13 protein-coding genes and 1 pseudogene are annotated in these 21238 nt (G+C 64.0%); 8 read left to right on the top strand and 6 right to left on the bottom strand.

Annotated features, from left to right (window positions below):
* Nucleotides 1-7: 7 nt before the first annotated feature.
* Together OGL93_RS17850 and OGL93_RS17845 are read right to left on the bottom strand one after the other, a co-directional pair.
* Entirely contained in the window at nt 8-1603 is a 1596-nt protein-coding gene (locus tag OGL93_RS17850; RefSeq protein ID WP_263264146.1) for a bifunctional diguanylate cyclase/phosphodiesterase, read from the bottom strand.
* A gap of 194 nt (nt 1604-1797) precedes the next feature.
* A complete protein-coding gene (locus OGL93_RS17845; RefSeq protein WP_263264145.1) occupies nt 1798-2262 on the bottom strand; it encodes a DUF411 domain-containing protein in 465 nt (154 codons plus the stop codon).
* 378 nt (nt 2263-2640) lie between these two features.
* Here OGL93_RS17845 and OGL93_RS17840 point away from each other — a divergent pair.
* The 3 genes and pseudogenes from OGL93_RS17840 to OGL93_RS17830 form a co-directional block, all read left to right on the top strand.
* Nucleotides 2641-2949, top strand: a pseudogene (locus OGL93_RS17840) (glutathione binding-like protein); the annotation flags it as partial.
* A gap of 100 nt (nt 2950-3049) precedes the next feature.
* A complete protein-coding gene (locus OGL93_RS17835) occupies nt 3050-3688 on the top strand; it encodes a glutathione S-transferase family protein (protein WP_263264144.1) in 639 nt (212 codons plus the stop codon).
* A gap of 133 nt (nt 3689-3821) precedes the next feature.
* On the top strand, nt 3822-4160 hold the full coding sequence (locus OGL93_RS17830) for a hypothetical protein (RefSeq protein ID WP_263264143.1): 339 nt from the start codon (nt 3822-3824) through the stop codon (nt 4158-4160).
* Nucleotides 4161-4494: 334 nt separating this feature from the next.
* On the opposite strand, the gene OGL93_RS17825 is transcribed toward OGL93_RS17830, so the two are convergent.
* A complete protein-coding gene (locus OGL93_RS17825; protein ID WP_263264142.1) occupies nt 4495-5025 on the bottom strand; it encodes a cytochrome b in 531 nt (176 codons plus the stop codon).
* A gap of 268 nt (nt 5026-5293) precedes the next feature.
* Between OGL93_RS17825 and OGL93_RS17820 the strand changes: the two genes are divergently transcribed.
* Complete coding sequence (locus OGL93_RS17820; protein WP_263264141.1) at nt 5294-6349, top strand: hypothetical protein; 1056 nt, start codon at nt 5294-5296, stop codon at nt 6347-6349.
* A 133-nt stretch (nt 6350-6482) separates the two neighbouring features.
* Here OGL93_RS17820 and OGL93_RS17815 read toward each other — a convergent pair whose 3' ends face one another.
* From OGL93_RS17815 to OGL93_RS17805, 3 genes are all read right to left on the bottom strand, one after another.
* Nucleotides 6483-7946, bottom strand: coding sequence for a hypothetical protein (locus OGL93_RS17815; protein ID WP_263264140.1), 1464 nt, complete (start codon nt 7944-7946; stop codon nt 6483-6485).
* 193 nt (nt 7947-8139) lie between these two features.
* Complete coding sequence (locus OGL93_RS17810; protein WP_263264139.1) at nt 8140-8457, bottom strand: hypothetical protein; 318 nt, start codon at nt 8455-8457, stop codon at nt 8140-8142.
* Between the two features lie 63 nt (nt 8458-8520).
* Nucleotides 8521-9141: a hypothetical protein gene (locus tag OGL93_RS17805; RefSeq protein ID WP_263264138.1), complete on the bottom strand. Its 621-nt coding sequence runs from the start codon at nt 9139-9141 to the stop codon at nt 8521-8523.
* A gap of 382 nt (nt 9142-9523) precedes the next feature.
* Between OGL93_RS17805 and OGL93_RS17800 the strand changes: the two genes are divergently transcribed.
* From OGL93_RS17800 to OGL93_RS17785, 4 genes are all read left to right on the top strand, one after another.
* On the top strand, nt 9524-10906 hold the full coding sequence (locus tag OGL93_RS17800) for an aspartate aminotransferase family protein (RefSeq protein ID WP_263264137.1): 1383 nt from the start codon (nt 9524-9526) through the stop codon (nt 10904-10906).
* Nucleotides 10907-10930: 24 nt separating this feature from the next.
* The gene (locus OGL93_RS17795) at nt 10931-11152 is read left to right on the top strand and encodes an MbtH family protein (protein WP_263264136.1); all 222 of its coding nucleotides are present in this window, start codon (nt 10931-10933) and stop codon (nt 11150-11152) included.
* The gene (locus OGL93_RS17790) at nt 11153-11881 is read left to right on the top strand and encodes an alpha/beta fold hydrolase (RefSeq protein ID WP_263264135.1); all 729 of its coding nucleotides are present in this window, start codon (nt 11153-11155) and stop codon (nt 11879-11881) included.
* Between the two features lie 141 nt (nt 11882-12022).
* The coding region (locus OGL93_RS17785) for a non-ribosomal peptide synthetase (protein ID WP_263264134.1) at nt 12023-21238 on the top strand (9216 nt) is incomplete at its 3' end.

Below are 21238 nucleotides of genomic sequence, written 5' to 3'. Positions count from 1 at the left end.
GCGCTGCTTATTCAAAAGCCACTACCCGCTTCAGCCGCGGCTGGCCCTGGAGGTTCAGCGCGGTATCGAAGCCGGTTTGCGGGCGGCCATAGAGGTAGCCCTGGGCGAAGTGGCAGCCGTTACTGGCCAGCCAGGACGGCAAATGCGGCAAGTGGACCTGCTCGATGCCTTCGGCGGTCACTTTCATCTTCAGGCTGCGCGCCATCCCCAGGATGGCTTCCACCATCGGCAGGTGATCGACGTTGCCGGCTTCAAAGAAGGACCGGTCGATCTTGATCTTGTCGATGGACAGCCGGGTCAAGTGATAGAGCCCGGAGTAGCCGATGCCGAAGTCGTCCAGCGCCACGGTGATCCCGTGGGCGTGCAGCCTGCTCAAGTTGCGTTGCGCCGCTTCAAGGTTGCCCACCAGCGCCTCTTCGGTAATCTCCACCTCGAAGCGGTCGAATGGGAACTGCTCCTGGCGAAGTTGCTCCAGCAGCCGATCAGGGAACAGCTCATCCGTGATCATCGCGGCACTGACGTTCAATGAAAGGTGCAGGTGCGCATCCCACTCCTTTGTCGCCAGGCAGGCTTGCCGCACGAGCGAGCGGGTCATGGCCGGGATCAAGCCCAGGCGTTCGAGCACGGGGATAAAATCCGACGGCATACCGGTACCACCGTCAGGTTTTACCCAGCGCGCGAGGATTTCAAAGCCGACCACGGCCTGTGAGGGCAGGGCGACGATGGGCTGGAAGAATGGAACGATCTCTTCGCGTTCGATGGCTTGCTTGAGCGCGAAGTCCAGGTCGAATTGCGCCCGGCGTTGCCGTTCGTACTCGATGTCATGGAAGTAGTAGGTCGAGCGCCCGCTGTTCTTCCCTCGGTACATGGCCGTATCGGCGTAATGCAGCAGGGCCGATGCATCCACGGCATCGACCCAGGAGCGAGAAATGCCGATCGTTGCGCCCAGGCTCGAAGGCTCCAACGTCTCCAACACCGGGCGGCTCAAACTCGCGATGATGCTTTCGGCGATGTTTCGCAGGGCGGCTTCTTCGCGGTAATCCATCAGCAACAGGCAGAACTCGTCGCCTCCCAAACGCGCAGCGATCCCCGAGTGTTCGAAGGCAATCTTGCTCAGCCGGCTGGCAACTTCGATGAGCACGCTGTCTCCGGCGCAGTGCCCGTACTTGTCGTTGATGGCTTTGAAGCGGTCAAGGTCGATCAACATGATCACCATGGGCTCAGCCTGTTTCAGGCCGGTGCGTAGCATCTCCATGAACACACGGCGGTTTATCAGGCCGCTGAGCGAATCGTATCTGGCCAAGGTCTCGGTCTTGGACTGTTCCCGCTGCATGCGCCGATAGCTCGATCGGGTGTTGTTGACCAAGCGTTTAAGCAGCACCGTGGGCAGGATCAACGAGAGCAGCGAGAAGCCGATGGAGGTCACCACAAAGCGCCAACGCTCACCGTTCTCGAAATTTCCGTCGTACGGCAGGCCAAGCCAATGCATCGACCAGGCTTCGAGCTTGAACTCCCACAGGATGGAAAGCCCGCCCATGGTCAGTAGGGTCAGCAGCAGCAACTGCACCAGGCGGTAGGGGTGCGAGCGGTGAAAGTCAGTCATGAGTGCCCTCGTGGGCCGGGATAGCCAGAGTGCTGTCAGAGAGCCATCACCGCGATTGGTTCCTGCCGCTGGTCGCGGAGCGGCGCTATTGGCGTGGCGCCGCCTAGTTAAGGGCCAGCACGCGGCCCTTGCCGTTAAGTCACAGGGGCGGCGGCTTCGCTCGACAGCGAGCGGGCAACCGTGCCAGGGCTCGGCTAGCGGGCCGGGTAGTCTGCTACCACTTGCGTTTCACCGCTGTGCGTCAGCCCAAGCACCTGGTACGCATTGGCGTGGCCCGGGACCTCCATGCCGGGCGAGCCCATGGGCATGCCGGGGGCGGCAACCCCAACCAAGTCGGTTCGCCGGGCCAGCTCGGTGATTTCCTGGGCAGGAACATGGCCCTCCACGAATTTTCCGTTAACAACGCCGGTATGGCAGGATGCCAATGCCCCCGGCACGCCAAGCCGCGCCTTGACCGCGCTCATGTTCTCTTCGACGTGGTCGTTTACCTGGAAACCATTGTCTTTCAGATAAGCGATCCATTTGGAGCAGCAGCCACAGTTGGCGTCTCGGTGAACATCGATGGTGGTGGCAGGGGCGGCGTGCGCTAGCAACGGCACCACAAAGGCAGCCAGCAGCAAAAAGCGGCCGCCGAACGTTCTAGGCCTGGAAGTGTTCATAAGTAAATCCTGTGATCGATTGGCTGGATTCAATGGTGCCCATGTTGAGCATGCTGGGGATTATCCTCGTTACCCAGTGGGCATAAAAGCCGTTCGCATGAGGGCGGGTTCAGCAACAGGCCAGCAGCAGGGTTATGGCCATGGCTGCGGCTATATCGGTTTAGCCCAAGGTAGCCTGCCGTCGCGCGCGCCTTTGCTTAAGCCATCACCCTGCGAGAAATGGACATCAACAACGCGTTCTACCAAGTTCGCAGTTCGCACCTGGGCGTATTGCAACGCATCGAGTTGAAGTCATATACCGATGAATGGCCGGGGTTACCTAGGGGTGGAGGAACGCCTTTGGGAACGAAAAATGTCACCGCCTCTGGGCCGTACAGGCTGCCGCTGATGCTCAACCTCTACATCGGGTGCCTCGATGGCGCCGACGCGCCGGTGCAGCCGCGTATGGGCGCGGACCTGGCCAACCTTCTCGGCTACCTGGGCCGCGCCCTGGGGCTGACGCCGTACCTGGTGGGCGAGGAACTGACCGGCGCGGATATCCAGATGAGCTTTATCGGCGAATTCGCTAAGGCGCAGGGCAAGTTGCAGCCATACCCGAACGTGGCGGCATGGGTGCAGCGGTTTCAGGCCAGGCCGGCGTACAAAAAAGGAGTGGAGCGGGGCGGGGCGTATGCATTTGCGAAGTAAGGGGTAAAGCCGCGCTGCCGCCTTTTTAAGTGGCCAGCGCATTTTCTGTGCGATGATCCGTGCCCTGTTCCAACTGTTACTTGACTACCGGTGCCTATCGATGACTTACAGCCTCTATTACGCGCCTGGCGCTGCAAGCATGGCGGTCCATTGGATGTTGATCGAGCTGGATATTCCGTTCGAAGCTCAATTGGTCGACATTAAAGCGGGCGCCCAACATACCGACGGATATCGCCGATTGAATCCCTCGGGCAGGGTTCCCACGCTCATTGTCGACGGTGTCGCTCGCGGCGAATCGGCTGCTTTGCTTATGTTACTGGCGGAGCGTCATCCCGCCGCGGGCCTTGCGCCAGCGCCCGGCTCCGCGGACCGTGCCGAGTGGCTGGAGCTTATGGTCTATCTTGCGAATACGCTTTTACCTGCAATGCGCGATTGGTTCTACGCAGATGTCGACGGTGATACCGCCGGGGCTGACGCCGTTAAAGCACTTGCCCGCAAGCGGATCGAGGCGGCCTGGGACAAGCTGGATAGGTGCCTCGCCGACGGCCGTCACTACCTGGTGGGCGGCAGCCTCAGCACGGTCGATTTTCTGGCCGTGATGCTAATGCGTTGGTCGCGCAACATGGCCCGCCCCGCGACGACCTGGCCACACCTTTCCCCTTATATTAACCGCCTGCGCGAACTGCCGTCGTTTATCGAACTGAATGCAAGGGAAGGCCTCACCGAATGGGTGAATTAAGCACCCCGCCTCAGCGCCAGTGTTTACCTGAGCCAGCACATTTTATGCGCGGCGGAGCACGGCTGGCTGAGCGCCGCCAACAAGGCATGCCTGCCAGCGTTTGCCACCACGCCCGCCCGTGGAAATGCTAACGATGGGGCCAAAAACCGAGGCCTTGATCGGCGTGCTTGAACAGCTCGCCGGCCTGCTTGAGCACGATGGCAACACGCATTGGGGCCACTGGGCGCGTGTCGCGCGTGCCCGGCTACTTGACTCTGATTACGCAGGCATCACCTCAGTGTTGTCGGCCTATGGCGGCATGGGCTCGCTCAACGATGTCGTGCTCGGCTCCAGCTTTGAGGATGGCGTTTTTTCCTGGAAGCCAGGCTATGTCGATTTAAACGAAACATTCGACAGGTTACGTCGCGATGCGGCTGAACTCGCGCGGGCGATAGTCGAGGATTTACGCGCCTTCGAGAGAATAAACGCCTAGGGCAACAGCGTGCGATGCGGGCTAGCTGTACCTCTAAAACGCTGATTGAAAAATAGATGGGTAAAGGTTGCGTCGGGCAGTTTCAAGTTGGCGAATAAATCAAATGTGCCCTTGAATTCTCCGGTCACTTTAAAGCAACCGCGCAATGCGGACCGTCCATTGCACGGGTACGGCAAAACGTTTATCGGGCGCGCGCCAAGGTGGTTCACTGCGCATCAAGCGCATGGGTCAAGTCTCAATGTGGGAGGTTCTTCGAGCGCGACCATGAGCACCCCACTTGGCCACTGGCGGGCGAAGTGCCTAACCTCCTTCGTCTTCGCAGGCTCTATAGCCTTTAAGGAAGGCGCTGGGGCGGCAGCATCCGCTCCAGCATGCCATCGCGGCGCACCGCCACATGCCACACGGTCGCCGCGACGTGCAGCGCGATCAGCCCATAGACCGCGAACTGGCACCACACATGCACGTTGTCGGCGAGCATTCCCAAGCGTTCATCACGGGGAAAGCCGGGCAGGGCGAGCACCCTGAAAAACGGCACATCCTGGCCATTGCCGGCCATGAGGTAGCCCGTGACCGGCATCACCAGCAGCACGGCGTACAGCAGGCCATGGTTGAGCCTAGCCAGCGCCGCGGTCACCCGCCCGGTGCCAGGCGGGTAGGCCGGCGCGCGATGGCGCCAGCGCCAGGTCAGGCGCATCAGCACCATCAACAACACGCTGATGCCCATGGATTCGTGCGCCATGTACCAGAACACCCGCACCGGCCCCGGCGGGAAGTTTTCCGCCACCCATACGAACGGCAGCAGCAGGCACAGCGCCGCGGCGGTCAGCCAGTGGAGGGCTTGGGCCAGGCCGGTGTATCGGTTCATTGGAGGGCGCCTCGCGCTTATGGGGAGCAGGGCTGGAGAATAGTCTATGGGGGTGGGCGGTTTTATGGTTGGGCAGATATCGACCCAGCCAGCTCCATGGCGTGGGGCCTTTCGGTGGAGTGAACAACGCCGGCTTTAGCTTTTAAAAGGCTTAAGGCCGCGCGTTGAAAACCGTTTACTCTCCAATGAACACTGTCTGTTTGCCGTACGGGCCTAAAGTACTCCTTGGCGCTAGAACGTCTCAGCCCTTTATTCATGTGAGAACCCTATGAGCACATCCACCTTCGTTTCAGATCAATCCAAACCGGTTATCAACGGCACGTCTGGCCCAGACATCCTACGCGGCACCGAGGCCGGCGAGATTATCAACGGCGGGCTGGGCGATGATCGCATCTATGCCAACGGTGGTGACGACACTCTTATCGGAAGCCTTGGTCGTGATGTGCTCGACGGCGGCTCGGGTACCAATACCTTCCTTTACACCCACTTGACCCAGAGCTACTACGCTGGCAATGCAACGGATCATGCCGACCTCATCCGCAATTTCGAAACCGGCGACAATTTGATCGACGTCTCTGCCTTGGGTTTTTACGGCTTGGGGAACGGCCACGCCGATACGCTGCTGATCGCGGTCAACGATGCGGGCACTCGGACCTATGTTAAATCCTATTCGTATGACGAAGGCGGGGACCGCTTCGAAATCGCCTTCGATGGCGATGTTAGCCAATACCTCACCGCAGACCGCTTTATCTTCACCCCTACCCACATCAAGGGCAGCGCCGGCGCAGACTTTATCAATGGCACCGAAGCAGACGAAATCCTTGAAGGCGTAGGCGGCGACGATCACATCTTCGGCAGAGGCGGCGACGACACTATTATCGGCGGAGCCGGCCGCGATACTTTGGAAGGCGGTCAGGGCGCCAATACTTTCGTGTTTACCGCAGTCAACGACAGTTATCGGGATTCCAGCATCGATTACGCAGACATCATTCGGGATTTCAACAAGTCCGGGGGCAACCAGGTCGATGTTTCCGCTTTGGGTTTCACCGGCTTGGGCGATGGCCATGGCAACACCCTGACAGTCGCGGTCAACGATGCCGGCACTCGCACCTACCTTAAATCCTACGAAGCCAACGAAGACGGAAACCGCTTCGAGGTGGCTTTCGATGGGGATATCACTCAGTACCTCACCGAAGGCCGGATCGTCTTCGCTGGCACCCACGCAGACACCGTTAGCATCGCGGTTGATCAGGTTCAGCCCAGCGAAACGGTAAATATCGAGCCGCTTGGTGTGTTGCCGGAGTCAACGTCGGGCGTGGCTTGAATCCCATAGTAGAAGCAAGCTTCGGCTCCCTTGATTTGTGCTCGGCCAGCAGATGACCGGCAGCAATGGGCCGATAGCCACCTCTGTGCGCCGGCTGCTTTCAACTGACGAAAGCAGCCTCTCACCTAGGCAACTATTGAAGATCACTCGGCGCAACGCCTACTAATTCAATCGGCGCATCAGAAGAGTGCTCAGCGGTGGAATGGGTGCTCGCAACAACGAGGTTGTCTGCGGAGAATGTCCTGGTGTAGCCGCCTTCCATGCCTATTTCGAAGCGTTGGCCATCGGCGTTCAGGTCGTAGTCCTTGAGGTAGGTACGGTGGAGGTCTGTGTCGTAGATCAGCTTCAAGGTCCCATCGTGGCCGTTGCCAAGGCCGGTATAGCCGAGGGCTGCCACGTCGATCTTGTCCTGGGTCACATCGAAGTCCGTGATCAGGTCAACAGTGCCATAGCCATGAACGCTGTCGCTGCTGTTTAGATAGCGGAAGGTATCTACTCCAGTCCTGCCCGTCAGCGCATCGCCGGCACCGCCGCCGATCAGAATACCGCCGTCACTTCCCGCATAGAGGGTATCAAAGGTCGGCGTTCCGGTCAGCGTTTGGTCAGCTTTGTCAGAGTAGTTATCACCCGCGAAGATAAAACCATCGGCATCCTGGAAAGCGAGGTTACCGTGGCGGTTGTCCTGGTCAATATACACTTTGAAGCGGTTGCGTTGGGCATCGGCTTCGAACGACTGCGCCACAAAATGCCCTACGGTTTTGTCATAGGTATAATTCAGCGTGCCATCGTAGCCGTCGCCCAGACCAGTAAAGCCCAGCGCGGAAACGTCCAACACGTCCCCACGGAACAGGTTGAAATTGCTGATAAGGTCAACGATGGACACACCCGAGGCGTCGTTTACGAAACTATCACTAAGCTGCTGATAGAGGAAAGTGTCGTAGCCGCTATTGCCGATCAGGTGATCAGAACCCGCGCCACCATCCAGTACGTTGGTGAATTTTCCGCCAGTCAGTGTATCGTCGCCGTCCAGGCCATTGAGCACATAGTGCTTGGTGCTGAAACTGTAATCCAGGGTATCGTTGCCGGCTGTGCCGTCGTGGCGCAGTGCAAAGTTATACGTGCTCAGCTGGCCTTGAAAATCGCCCGCCAGACGTACCTCGAAAAAATTGCCGCTGGCGTCTTTGTCCAACGAACGCAGGTAGGTAATGTCCGTTGCAGCGTCATAGCTGACGGCCAAGTCGCCATTGTGACCGTTACCGATACGCTCCAAGCCAAGGGCGGTCAGGTCCAATCTATCGTATGGGCTGAAACCGGTTATTAGGTCAGAGTGAGAGCCCTCGGCATTGGCATAACTGTCGGTGAGCGACGTGAACACGAATGTCACTCCAGTTCCATAGGCTGCACCGCCATTGAGGGTATCGACTCCAGCGCCGCCTACCAATATGTTGTCGTTGCCTTCCTGGCCATCCAGGGTGTCGTTCCCGGCACCACCAAACAAATGATCCCGCGTATAGGAACCAGTAATTATGTCGTCGCCCGACGTTCCTTTGTAGGTAGTAAAAGAGCCTTGAGTGTGCACGATGACTTGCTCATCCATGGGTACCCGCGGAGCGGTTTTAGAACCTGTGGGCATGGTATTGATCCTAATCAGGTTGATCGCTGGAGTTAGGGCGGCAATTCACGCGGTAGGAATCGCTCCACAGCAGGAAGCGCACGCTCGCTATGACTGCCACGCCCCAAACAGCGGTCTGGGCCGGGTAGTTCGACCAATAGTGGCCGTTTCTAACTTTCTACTGTCGCGGTAGCGGAGCCTGGCGAAAAGGAATTCGCAAGGTTTCCGCGATCCGCGCCAACACCTTTGTACAGCCCTCGGATATTGCGAGTGGAGGCTCGTTAACCATGTAAATCAGGTGTTCAAAAGCCACCCCGGCCTCGTTGTGATCCAGATAGTCCAGGACGATTTCATGTCCATTACTCAAACCTGCCTGCGCCAATGCATGTTCTTCTGGGATAATTCCGGCTTGCTCGAATGCGGTCGACATCAACGCTGATATCTCACGGAGAGCCTCTACAAAATCGCCCCTCAACTCGTGGTGTCGATCTTCCATTTCAGTCACTGCTTACCTAGGTTCAGCCATCAGCCTCAGCGGCCATTTAGTCATTTCTGCCCGTTACCGGTTCAAAGCGTTCTGCGTGATGTGCCAATCAGGCGCCCGCAAATGAGATGCAAACTCTTGGAATCGATCAAACAGCGTAAACCCAACATAGTCAGATTTACGCTGGTATAGCCACCGATAATAGCAGTCCCAATAGCTGATCATGCGGTCTCGCGTGGCCTGAAAATACTTTGGGTTATCCCTGATGAAGGTGCCGTAGAGCATAGGGTCGAGCAGCGGGAAATGGGAGTCGCACGTGTCGAGGATCTCTATCACGTACTCACCAGTCAGTTGGAAAACGAACGGAACAACCCAGGGTTCGGAGACAGGGAGGAGACGCTCAAGTTGGCGCTGACGGACATAGCCATCGTAGTGCCTAGTCAATAAGCACGAGTACATAATGCGTTGCGTTCCGCTCAGCGATTTATCATCCTGCTCGTTGCCCTCGTGGTGAATTCGGTAAGGAATGACCAAATTATTTTGATCTATCTTGACCTCTATACCTTGGTGAGTAGAAAACTTGGCATCGCCCATGACCCAGCTCAGGCCATGGGCCTCCACTTCCGGGCCGGGTGGAAAGGCTTTAGCGATTGATCTCATTGTGGCTGAAGCTTCAAGCGTGACATCGCTGTCCATGGCGCAGAGTCCTTTTCTGATTATTCAGCGTCGACGATAAATAGTTCATTAGGATAACAACCTCAACCGCATTCACCTCGTTCCGGGCCTCCTCTATTGCATCGCGCGCAAGGCCGAGTGCTTCCAACGCCGGCTCAAACGCTGCTAATGAGTGCCCCGGCGCTTGATAAACCCGATCAACGGGAGGGTGATGAATCTGCGAAAGCGGAGGAAGGTGACGGCTGAGATCGGGTTCCCCGCCATTCCATCCAGCGCCCTGGCCAATGGCCTACGCAGCCCAACGCCATCTCCCAATCGAACCTAAATCCCCAACCCCCCCACACGTTTGCCCTATAACCAATCCTGCCGGCCTATCCCCGGCACTCCATTGAGGGCTCTTACGATGTCCGCCGCCGACACCCTGGCTGCCGTTACCCCGGCACCCACGCTCTACACCTTCGAGCAAACCCCATTGCTGGCCCGCCAGGCCCGGCAGGAGTCCAACGCCCGCAGTTACCCGCGGCGCTTGCCGCTGGCGCTCAAGCGTGCCCGTGGCATCGAGGTGGAGGATGTGGAAGGGCGGACGTTTATCGACTGCCTGGCCGGCGCGGGCACCCTTGCCCTGGGCCATAACCATCCGGTGGTGATCGATGCCATTCGCCAGGTGCTGGACAGCGAATTGCCGCTGCACACGCTGGACCTGACCACGCCGGTGAAGGACCGCTTCGTGCAGGACCTGTTCGGCGTGCTGCCGCCAGCCTTTGCGGCCCAGGCGCGGATTCAGTTCTGTGGCCCCACCGGCACGGACGCGGTGGAAGCGGCGCTCAAACTGGTGCGCACGGCCACCGGGCGCAGCACGGTGTTGTCGTTCCAGGGCGGCTATCACGGCATGAGCCAGGGCGCGCTGAGCCTGATGGGCAGCCTGGGGCCCAAGCAACCGCTGGGCAGCCTGCTCAGCCACGGCGTGCAGTTTTTGCCGTACCCCCATGATTACCGTTGCCCGTTCGGGCAAGGCGGCGCAGCGGCGGTGCGCACCCACCTGCATTACCTAGAAAATCTGCTCAGCGACCCCGAAGGCGGCGTACTGCCCCCGGCGGCGGTGATCGTTGAGGTGGTGCAAGGCGAGGGCGGGGTGATCCCCGCGGACCTGGACTGGCTGCGCGGCTTGCGCCGCATCACCCAGGCCGCTGGCGTGGCGCTGATCGTTGATGAGATTCAGAGCGGTTTCGCCCGCACGGGGCGCATGTTCGCCTTCGAGCACGCAGGTATCGAGCCGGACGTGATCGTGTTGTCCAAGGCCATCGGCGGCAGCCTGCCGCTGGCGGTGGTGGTGTACAACGAGGCGCTGGATACCTGGCGCCCGGGCGCACACGCCGGCACCTTCCGTGGCAACCAGATGGCCATGGCCGCCGGTTCCGCAGTGCTGCGCTACCTGCAAGACCACAACATGGCGGCCCACGCGGCGGCCATGGGCGAGCGCCTGGGCGGGCACCTGCGCGCCCTGCAGAGCGACTTCCCGCGCCTGGGCGACGTGCGTGGGCGCGGGCTGATGCTGGGGGTCGAGATTGTCGACCCGGCCGGCGCCGCCGATGCCCAGGGCCACCCACCGGCGGATGGTGCGCTGGCCTCGCGCATTCAGCGTGAGTGCCTCAAGCGCGGGCTGATCTTGGAACTGGGCGGCCGCCATGGCGCGGTGGTGCGCTTCCTGCCGCCGCTGATCATTACCCCGGCGCAGGTGGATACCGTCGCCGAACGTTTCGCCGCCGCCGTGCGCGCGGCTATTTAACCCAACTCACTTGAGGACCAAGCAATGACTTCTGTTTTCGACCGTGACGATATCGAGTTCGTGGTGGTGGCCAACCATGAGGAGCAATACTCCATCTGGCCCGCCTACAAGGCCATCCCCGAGGGCTGGCGTGACGCCGGTAAGCGTGGGCTGAAGGCCGAGTGCCTGGCGTGGATCGAAGAGGTGTGGACGGACATGCGCCCCTTGAGCCTGCGCCAGCACATGGCTGCGCAGGCGGCGCGCTGAGTGGCCGCGCCTTTGCGCCTGTTCTGCCTGCCGTATTCGGGCGCCAGCGCCATGGCCTATGCGCGCTGGCGCCGGGAGTTGCCCGCGCACATCGAGCTGTGCCCGGTGGAGCTGCCGGGGCGCGGTAGCCGGCTGGGCGAGCCGCTGCAAACGGACTTTCCCGCGCTGGCCGCGCAACTGGCCGCCGAACTGCTGCCCCGGGCGCGCAGTGGGCCTTATGTGTTGCTGGGGCATAGCCTGGGCGCGCTGCTGGCCTGTGAGCTGGCCCATCGCCTGGCGGCGGCCGGTGCGCCGCCGAGCGGGCTGATCGCCTCGGGCACCGCCGCGCCCACCGCGCGCGACGCGTACGACAAAGACCTAGGCCGCCCCCGCACAGACGCAGAACTGATCGTCGAGCTGCGCCAGCGCGGCGGCACGCCGGAAGAAGTGCTGGCCAACGCCGAGTTGATGAGCCTGACGCTGCCGGTGCTGCGAGCGGATTTTCTCTTGTGTGGCACCCATGTGCCGCGCACGCAAACGGCCTTGACCTGCCCGCTATGGGCCTGGGGCGGGCGCAATGACCTGGCCACGGCCGAGCAGTTGCAGGCCTGGGCCGAGCAAACCCGCGGCCCCTTCGAGCTGAGCTGGTTCGAGGGTGGGCATTTCTTTATCCATAGCGAGCAGGCCGCCGTGCTGGCGCGGCTGGCCGCTACGTTGCACGGCCGGGCCCACCTCCAGGCAAACGTCTGACCGGCTGATTTGGCGAGCTGCGGCGCCGTTGTACAGGCGCCTGGCGCGCCTAATCGAGAGTAATTTCCATTTGGCTTCATCCGTTCTTTTCACATGACCGGGCGCCCCCTGCGCCCTGCCCACGTGCACGGAAGAAGATCGATGAACGCCGAACAATCCCTCGCCCTGGCCCGCCGCTTTATTGAACTGCCGCTGGAAAAGCGCCGGCTGTTCCTCGCCTCGCTGCGCCAGGAAGGGGTGGATTTCGCGGTGTTCCCGATCCCCGCCGATGTGCCCGTGGCCGACCGGGATGCGTTGTCTTACGCGCAGCGGCGCATGTGGTTTTTGTGGAAGCTGGCGCCGGACAGCGCCGCCTATAACCTGCCCGGCGCCGTGCGCCTGGACGGACCCCTGGATGCGCATGCCTTGGCCCAGGCGTTCGCGCGGCTGATCGAGCGCCACCAAACCCTACGCACCGTGTTCCCCGGCGGCGAAGACGAGCAACCGCGGCAAGCGCCCGCGGCCACCACGCCCGAGCTTGCGTTCGAGAGCCTGGAGGCGGTGCCCGAGGCTGACCGCGAGGCACTGTTGCGCGAACGGGCCGAAGCCGAGGCGCTGCTGCCGTTCGACCTGAGCCAGGGGCCATTGCTGCGCCTGCGCCTGTTGCGCCTGGGCGCCGAGCGCCATGCATTGTTGCTGACCTTGCACCACATCGTGTCTGACGGCTGGTCGATGAACGTGCTGATCGACGAGCTAATCCAGTGCTACGCCGCCTGCGTGCAAGGGCGTGAACCGGCGCTGCTGCCGCTGCCGGTGCAATACGCCGACTATGCCCTGTGGCAGCGCCGCTGGCTGGAGGCCGGCGAGCAGGCGCGGCAGCTGGACTACTGGCGCGCCCAATTGGGCGAGCAGCACCCGGTGCTGGCCCTGCCCACGGATTACCCACGCCCGCCGCTGCCGAGCTACCGCGGGCGGCGCCACGAGCTGGTGGTGGGCGAGGCGCTGGCCGAGCGCTTGCGCAGCCAGGCCCGTGCCGGCGAACACACGCTGTTCATGTGGCTGCTGGCCGGGTTCAAGGTGTTGCTGCACCGTTATAGCGGCGAGCGCGACCTGCGCGTGGGCTCGCCGGTCGCCAACCGTCATCGGCCAGAGGTAGAGGGGCTGATCGGGCTGTTCGTGAACACCCAGGTGCTGCGCTCCGAGATCGACCCCGGCATGACCGTGCGCGAGCTGCTGGCCGGCTTGCGCCACACGGTGCTCGGCGCCCAAGGCCACCAGGACCTGCCCTTCGAGCAATTGGTGGAGGGCCTGAAGGTCGAGCGCAGCGTGAGCCATAGCCCGCTGTTCCAGGTGATGTACAACCACCAGCCACAGGTGGCGGACCTGGCCGCGCAGCCCGCCGTGGCCGGTGTGCGCTTCGCCGCCCTCGAGGGCCATGCCCGCACCACCCAGTTCGACCTCAGCCTGGACACCTACGAGCAGGGCGGCCAACTGCGCGCCGCGCTCACCTACGCCACGGACCTGTTCGCCGCCGCGACCGTCGAGCGCATGGGCGAGCACTGGCTGGCGCTGTTGCAGGCCATGGTGGAAGCGCCGGACACGCCGATTGGCGAACTGCCGATGCTCGCGGCCGGTGAGCGCTCGCAACTGGTGGAAGGCTTTAATGCCACTGCGGTTAACTATCCGCTGGAGCAGCCCGTTCACCGCTTGATCGAAGCCCAGGCACTCAGAACACCAGACGCCCCGGCACTGGTCTTCGCGGACCAGCACTTGAGCTATGCCGAACTCAACCGCCGCGCCAACCAGCTCGCCCAGGCCTTGCAGGCGCGCGGGGTAGGCCCGGACGTGATCGTGGGCGTGGCGCTGGAGCGCTCGGTGGCGCTGGTGGTCGCCTTGCTGGCGATCCTCAAGGCCGGCGGCGCCTACCTGCCCTTGGACCCGGAGTACCCGGCCGAGCGCCTGGCCTACATGCTCGAAGACAGCGGCGTGGCGCTGGTGCTGAGCCACTCGGCCATCGCGCTGCCGGCGGTCGAGCGGATCGACCTGGATGGCTTCGATACGTCGGCCTATCGCGATCAGAACCTTGATGTGGAACTGACCGGCGAGCACCTCGCTTATCTGATCTACACCTCTGGCTCTACTGGCAAACCGAAAGGCGCCGGCAACCGCCACTCAGCGCTGACCAACCGACTGTGCTGGATGCAGCAGGCATATCAACTCACCGCCAGTGACAGCGTGCTGCAAAAAACCCCGTTTAGCTTCGATGTGTCGGTCTGGGAGTTCTTCTGGCCGTTGATGACCGGCGCTCGGCTGGTGGTTGCGGCGCCCGGCGCGCACCGGGACCCGGCGCAGCTGATCGAGGTGATCCAGGCACAGCAGATCACCACGCTGCACTTCGTGCCGTCGATGCTGCAGGTGTTTATGCAGAGCGAACACGTGGCTCAATGCACTTCGCTGAGCCGCATCGTCTGCTCCGGTGAGGCATTACAAGCGGATGCCCAGCAGCAGGTGTTCGCCAAGCTGCCGAAGGCCAGCCTCTACAACCTCTATGGCCCCACCGAAGCGGCCATCGACGTCACCCATTGGACTTGTGTCGCCGAAGGCCGTGACAGCGTGCCCATCGGCCAACCCATCGCCAACCTGGCGTGTTACGTGCTGGATGCGCACCTTGAACCGGTGCCGGTTGGCGTGCTGGGCGAGCTGTACCTGGGCGGCGCAGGCCTGGCGCGGGGTTACCACCGCCGGCCCGCCCTGACCTCCGAGCGCTTCGTCGCCAGCCCATTCAAGGCCGGGCAGCGGCTGTACCGCACGGGGGACCTGGCCCGCTACCGCACCGATGGGGTGATCGAGTACGCCGGCCGGGTGGACCACCAGATCAAGCTGCGCGGCCTGCGCATCGAGCTGGGCGAGATCGAAGCGCGGCTGCTCGAACACCCAGCGGTGCGCGAAGCCGCTGTGCTGGCCGTGGATGGCAAGCAACTGGTCGGCTACGTGGTGCTCAAAGAAGCCACTGAAGGCTGGCAAGCCGACCTGGTCGCACACCTTAGTAAGCATCTGCCCGAGTACATGGTCCCCGCGCAATGGCTGGCCCTGGCCGCCATGCCCCTGAGCCCCAACGGCAAGCTGGAGCGCCGGGCCCTGCCACGCCCTGCCGCGCAAACCGAGCAAGCCCACTACCAAGCCCCGCACAACGAAGCCGAACAAGCCCTGGCCGGTATCTGGCAAGCCCTGCTGGGGGTAGAGCAGGTAGGGCTGGGTGATAACTTCTTCGCCCTCGGCGGGGATTCGATCATCTCCATCCAGCTGGTGAGCCGCGCCCGCCAAGCGGGCTGGCAGCTCAGCCCACGGGACGTGTTCCAGTACCAGAGCCTGGGCGTGCTGGCGCAGGCTGCTCGCCCGGTCGCACAGCGCTTGATCGAGCAAGCGCCGGGGCAGGGCGCCGCGCCGCTTGCGCCGGTGCAGCGGATGTTCTTCGAGCAGGCCGTCCCTAACCCTCACCACTGGAACCAGGCGCTGTTGCTCGAGGCGCGTGCGCCAATCGACGCCGGGCGGTTGCGCACGGCCTTGGGCGCGGTGCTGGCGCACCATGACGGGCTGCGCTTGCGCTTCGAGCAGGCCGCCGACGGCCAATGGCAGCAGGCGTATCAGGCGCAGGCGGCGGACCCGCTCTGGCAGCGGGAAGCCGCAAACGCCACCGCGTTGCAGGCCGTGTGCAATGAGGCTCAGCGCAGCCTGAACCTGGCTCACGGCCCGTTGCTGCGGGCCGTGCTGGTGAACATGGCGGACGGCAGCCAACGCCTGCTGCTGGCGATCCATCACCTGGTGGTGGACGGGGTGAGCTGGCGCATCCTTCTCGAAGACCTGGCCCAGGCCTACAGCCAACCCGATCAGCGCCTGCCCGCACGCACCAGCAGCTACGGCGCCTGGAGCGAGCGCCTGGCCGCCGCGGCCGCCGAGCGCGTTGGGGAGCTGGCCTGGTGGCAGGCGAACCTGGCCGGCGCCTCGGCCGAGCTGCCGTTCGACCACGCCGCCGGCGGCCAGCAGAACCGCCATGGGCACACCATCACCTGGACGCTGCCCGCCGAGCGCACCCGCCAGCTGTTGCAACTGGCGCCCGCCGCCTACCGCACCCAGGTAAACGACTTATTGCTCACCGCGTTGGCGCGCAGCCTGTGCCGCTGGAGCGGGCAGCCGAGTGCCCTGGTGGAGCTCGAAGGGCACGGCCGTGAGGCGCTGTTCGACAGCATCGACCTCAGCCGCACCGTGGGGTGGTTCACCAGCCTGTTTCCGCTGCGGCTGATCCCCACCGCAGACCTGCCCGGTTCGCTCAAGGCCATCAAGGAACAGCTGCGCGCCGTGCCGGACAAAGGCGTGGGCTACGGCCTGCTGCGCTACCTCGCAGGCCCGGCCAGTGCCGAGGCCTTGGCTGGCTTGCCGCGGCCTCAGGTCACCTTCAACTACCTGGGGCAGTTCGATGCCCAGTTCGATAGCAACGTCTGGCTGCGCCCGGCCAGCGAAAGCCCAGGCCAGGCCCAGGATGACCAGGCGCCGCTGGCCAACGCCCTAAGCGTGGAAGGCCGGGTATACGGGGGCGAACTGCAGCTGGGCTTTACCTTCAGCCGCGAGCGCTTCAACGCGGCCACCGTGCAGGGCCTGGTCAATGACTTTGCCGCCGAGCTTGAAGGCGTGATCGACCATTGCTGCACGCCAGGCATCGCCGGGCTGACGCGCTCGGACGTACCCCTGGCGCGGCTCTCCCAGCCGGCCTTGGACGCCCTGGCGCTGCCTTGGGCGCAGGTGCTGGACCTGTACCCGCTGTCACCGATGCAGCAGGGCATGCTCTTCCATTGCCTGGAGGCGCCCGGCGAACAGGCCTATGTAAGCCAGCTGCGCGCGGACGTCAGCGGGCTGAACGTGGAGCGTTTCCATCATGCCTGGAGGCAGGCCGTGGCCCGCCATGACCTCCTGCGCACGGGCTTTTTGGCTGGGGCAGCGTTGGCCGAGCCACTGCAAGTGGTGTATCGGCAAGCGACGCTCGCGTTCAGCGAGCACGCCTGGCAAGGCGCCGATGGCTTGCCCCAGCGCCTGCACACCCTGGCCGAACGCGAACATGCGCAAGGCTTCGACCTGGCCTGCCCGCCGCTGGCGCGGGTGGTGCTGGTGCGCGTCGGCGCCGACCGCCATCACCTGATCTACACCAGCCATCACCTGCTGATGGACGGCTGGAGTAATGCGCAACTGCTCGCCGAGATCATCGCCGAAGCTGGTGGCGAAGCGGTCAGCGCGCCCATCGGCCGTTATCGCGACCATATTCAATGGCTGCAAGGCCGCGATAGCACCGCCGACGAGACCTTCTGGCGCGGCCAGCTGAGCACCCTGAATGGCCCGACCCGGCTCGCCGAGGCGCTGCCCACCACACCAGGGGACCAAGGCTATGGGCAATGGCAGCTGACCTTGAGCGCCGGCCAGGCGCAGGCGTTGGACCGCCTCGCCAAGGCCCACGCGGTGACCCTGAGCAGTGTGATGCAGGCCGCCTGGCTGTTGCTGTTGCAGCGCTATTGCGGGCAAGGCGCGGTCGCCTGCGGGGTGACACTGGCGGGCAGGCCCGCGGACGTGCCGGGAATCGAGCGCCATATCGGCCTGTTTATCAATACCTTGCCGCTGATTACTAATCCACAACCTCATATTGCCGTCAGCCACTGGTTGGCCCAGGTGCATGCCCAAGGCCTGGCGTTGCGCGAGCACGAACACACCCCGCTGTATGACGTGCAGCGCTGGGCCGGCGCCGCTGGCAGCGGCCTGTTCGACACCCTGCTGGTGGTCGAGAACTTCCCGGTGAGTGAAGGGCTGCGCCGCGGCGAGCAGGCCGGCGTGCGCTTCGAGGCGGTGGTGAGCGAGGAGCGCACCAACTACCCGCTGACTGTGGCGGTGATGGCGGGTACCAGCCTGGCACTGACCTTCGACTACGACCGCCAGGCATTTGCCGACAGTGGCATCGAACGCCTGGGCGGCCACTTACTGCAACTGCTGGAGGGCTTTAGCGCCAACCCGGCCCAAGCGCTGGGCAACCTGGCGCTGCTCGCGCCCGGCGAACAGCCCAGCACCGTGCCAGCCGCCGAACCCTATGACGCGACAACGCCGTGCCTGGTCGCCCGGTTCGAGGCGCAAGCGGCGGCACATCCCGCCGCCACGGCGCTGGTGCAGGCTGATCACCAGCTCAGTTACGCCGACCTCAACGCCCGCGCCAACCGCCTGGCCCATCGGCTGATCGCCGCTGGCGTAGGCCCGGAAACCCGGATAGGCGTGGCCATGGAGCGCTCGCCCGTGCTGGTGGTTACCGTGCTGGCCATCCTCAAGGCGGGCGCCGCCTATGTGCCGCTGGACCCACACTACCCCCGTGAGCGCCTGCAGGCGATGGTCGAGGACAGCGGCCCGAGCCTGCTGCTGGTGCAGCCGGGGATCAACCTCGAACACCTGGGCATGCCCGGGGTACAGGTGTTGCAAGTGGGTGACGACCTAACGGGCGGCCCCGCCGAGCTTGCCTTGAACCCGCCGGCGCGGGCGCATGCGCACAACCTGGCCTACCTGATGTTCACCTCCGGCTCCAGCGGCCGACCCAAGGGCGTGGCCATCGAACGCGGGGTGCTGGCGCGGCACGTGGCGGTGGCCGCCGAACTGCTTGAGCTGCACAGCGAGGACCGGGTGCTGCAATTCGGCACGTTCAGCTTCGATACCTTCGTGGAGCAGCTCTACCCGGCGCTCTGCGTTGGCGCGGCGGTGATCCTGCGCGGCGCCGAGCTGTGGGACAGCGCCGCCTTCCGCGCTCAGGTGCTGGAACAGCGCATCAGCGTGGCAGACCTGCCCACCGCCTACTGGCACCAGCTTGCCCGGGACTATCAGGCGGCCGGTACCACCGACCTGGGCCCGCTGCGGCGCATTCACCTGGGTGGCGAGCCCATGCCTGCCGAGGGCGTGCGCGCCTGGCGCGAGGCTGGGCTGGGGCGTGTCCGCCTGGTCAACCTCTATGGCCCCACGGAGGCTACGGTGTCGGCCACGGCTTTCGACTGCGCGGCCTACCTGCAAGGGCGCGAGCCCGTGCCCCGGCAGATCCCCATCGGCCGGGCGCTGGGTGGGCGCAGCCTGTATGTGGTGGACGCCAACCTCAACCCGGTGCCCGAGGGCGTGGCCGGTGAGCTGCTGATCGGCGGCGAGCTGTTGGCCCGGGGCTACTTCGGCCTTGCGCCGCTGACAGCGCAGCGTTTTATCGCCGACCCCTTCAAGGGTGGCGGTGCGCGCCTGTATCGCAGCGGCGACCTGGTGCGCCTCCGCGCCGACGGCGGGCTGGATTACCTGGGCCGCGCGGACCAGCAGGTCAAGGTACGTGGCTTCCGGGTCGAGCTGGCAGAAATCGAAGCGCGGCTGCTGGAGCAGCCTGGCGTGGCCGAGGCGGTGGTGCTGGCCGACAACGACCGGCTCATCGCTTATGTGGTGGGGCAAGCGCCAACCCCCGGGCAAGGCTTGGCGCAATGGCTGCGCCCCGCGTTGGCCGCGCAGCTGCCGGCCTTCATGCTGCCTGGCCACTGGGTGGCATTGGCGCAGTTGCCGCTGAGCCCCAGCGGCAAACTGGACCGTAATGCCCTGCCGCTGCCCGACCCAAGCCTGGCCCAGGCGCTCTACCAAGCCCCGCGCACGCCGCGCGAGCAGGCGGTGGCGGCGATCTGGGCCGAGGTGCTGGGCGTGGCCCAGGTAGGCCTTGCCGATCACTTCTTCGAACTGGGCGGGCATTCCCTGTTGGCCACGCAACTGGTGTCGCGGTTGCGCCAGCGGCTGGGGCTGGAAGTGCCGTTGCGCGCGGTGTTCGAGCAACCGGTGCTGGAGCCGTTCGCCGCCGCCCTGGCCGATGCCGACGGCAGCAGCGCGCCGCCACTCGTGGCCCGGCCTCGGGGCAATACCGCGCCGCTGTCCTATGCCCAGGAACGCCTGTGGTTCCTCTGGCAACTGGCGCCGGAGAGCACGGCCTACCACCTGCCAAGCGTGCTGCGGCTGCGCGGCGCGCTGGACCGGGGTGCCTTGCAGCGCAGCTTCAGCGCCTTGGTGGCGCGCCACGAAAGCCTGCGCACCTGCTTTGAATCGGTCGATGGCCAGCCGCGCCAGCGCATTCTCCAGCCCAGCCCGGTCACGCTGGTGGCGCAGCCCGCGCCAGCCGATGAAGCCGCGCTACAGGCGCGAATCGCCGAGTGCATCGCCAGGCCATTCGACCTTGCGCAAGGGCCGCTGCTGCGCATCGAATTGCTGCAAACAGGCGTCGACGAGCACCTGCTGGTGCTGGTGCAGCACCATATCGTGTCCGACGCCTGGTCCATGCAGGTGATGGTGCGCGAATGGCTGGCGCTGTATGCCGCCGAGCGCGACGGCACCACCGCCGGCCTGCCCACCGTGGCGCTGCACTATGCGGACTACGCCCATTGGCAACGTGAATGGCTGGCCTCGGCCGAGCACGCGCGGCAGCTGGCGTACTGGCAAGGGCAGTTGGGTGACGAACACCCGGTGTTGGCGCTGCCTACCGACTACCCGCGGCGCGCCCCACGCAGCGACCAGGGCGCGCGCTTGTCGTTGGCCCCCGAGCCCACGCTGTTGCCGGCGTTGCAGGCCCTGGCGCGAGAAGAATCGAGCACGGCCTTCATGCTGTTGCTGGCGAGTTTCCACGCGCTGCTGCACCGCTACAGCGGCCAGGCGGACATCCGCGTGGGCGTGCCGGTGGCCGGGCGCAACCAGCTGCAAACCGAAGGGTTGATTGGCTTTTTCGTCAACACCCAGGTGCTCAAGGCGGACCTGCCCGCCGGCCTCAGCGGCCGCCAGTTGCTGCGCCAGGTGCGTGAACGGGCGCTGCAAGCCCAAGCCCATCAGGACCTGCCCTTCGAACACCTGGTCGAAGCGCTCAAGGTGGAGCGCAGCCTGAGCCATAGTCCGCTGTTCCAAGTGCTGTTCAACCACCAGGCACACAGCGCAGGCCATGCCTGGCAGGCGCAAGGCCTGGAGGTGAGCGTGGTAGAAGCGCCTACCCAGGCCACGCAATTCGACCTTGGCCTGGAAACGGCCGAGGACGGCGGCCAACTGCGCGCCGCGCTCACCTACGCCACGGACCTGTTCGCCGCCGCGACCGTCGAGCGCATGGGCGAGCACTGGCTGGCGCTGTTGCACGCGATGGTGGAAGCGCCGGACACGCCGATTGGCGAACTGCCGATGCTCGCGGCCGGCGAGCGCTCGCACCTGGTGGAGGGATTCAACGCCACCGCCGTTAGCTATCCGTTGGAGCAGCCCGTTCACCGCTTGATCGAAGCTCAGGCACTCAGAACACCAGACGCCCCGGCACTGGTC

This window comes from Pseudomonas sp. RIT-PI-S, assembly GCF_025642975.1.
GTDB lineage: Bacteria > Pseudomonadota > Gammaproteobacteria > Pseudomonadales > Pseudomonadaceae > Aquipseudomonas.
Note: the sequence above shows the minus strand (reverse complement) of the source record. Positions and strands in the feature narration are given on the sequence as shown.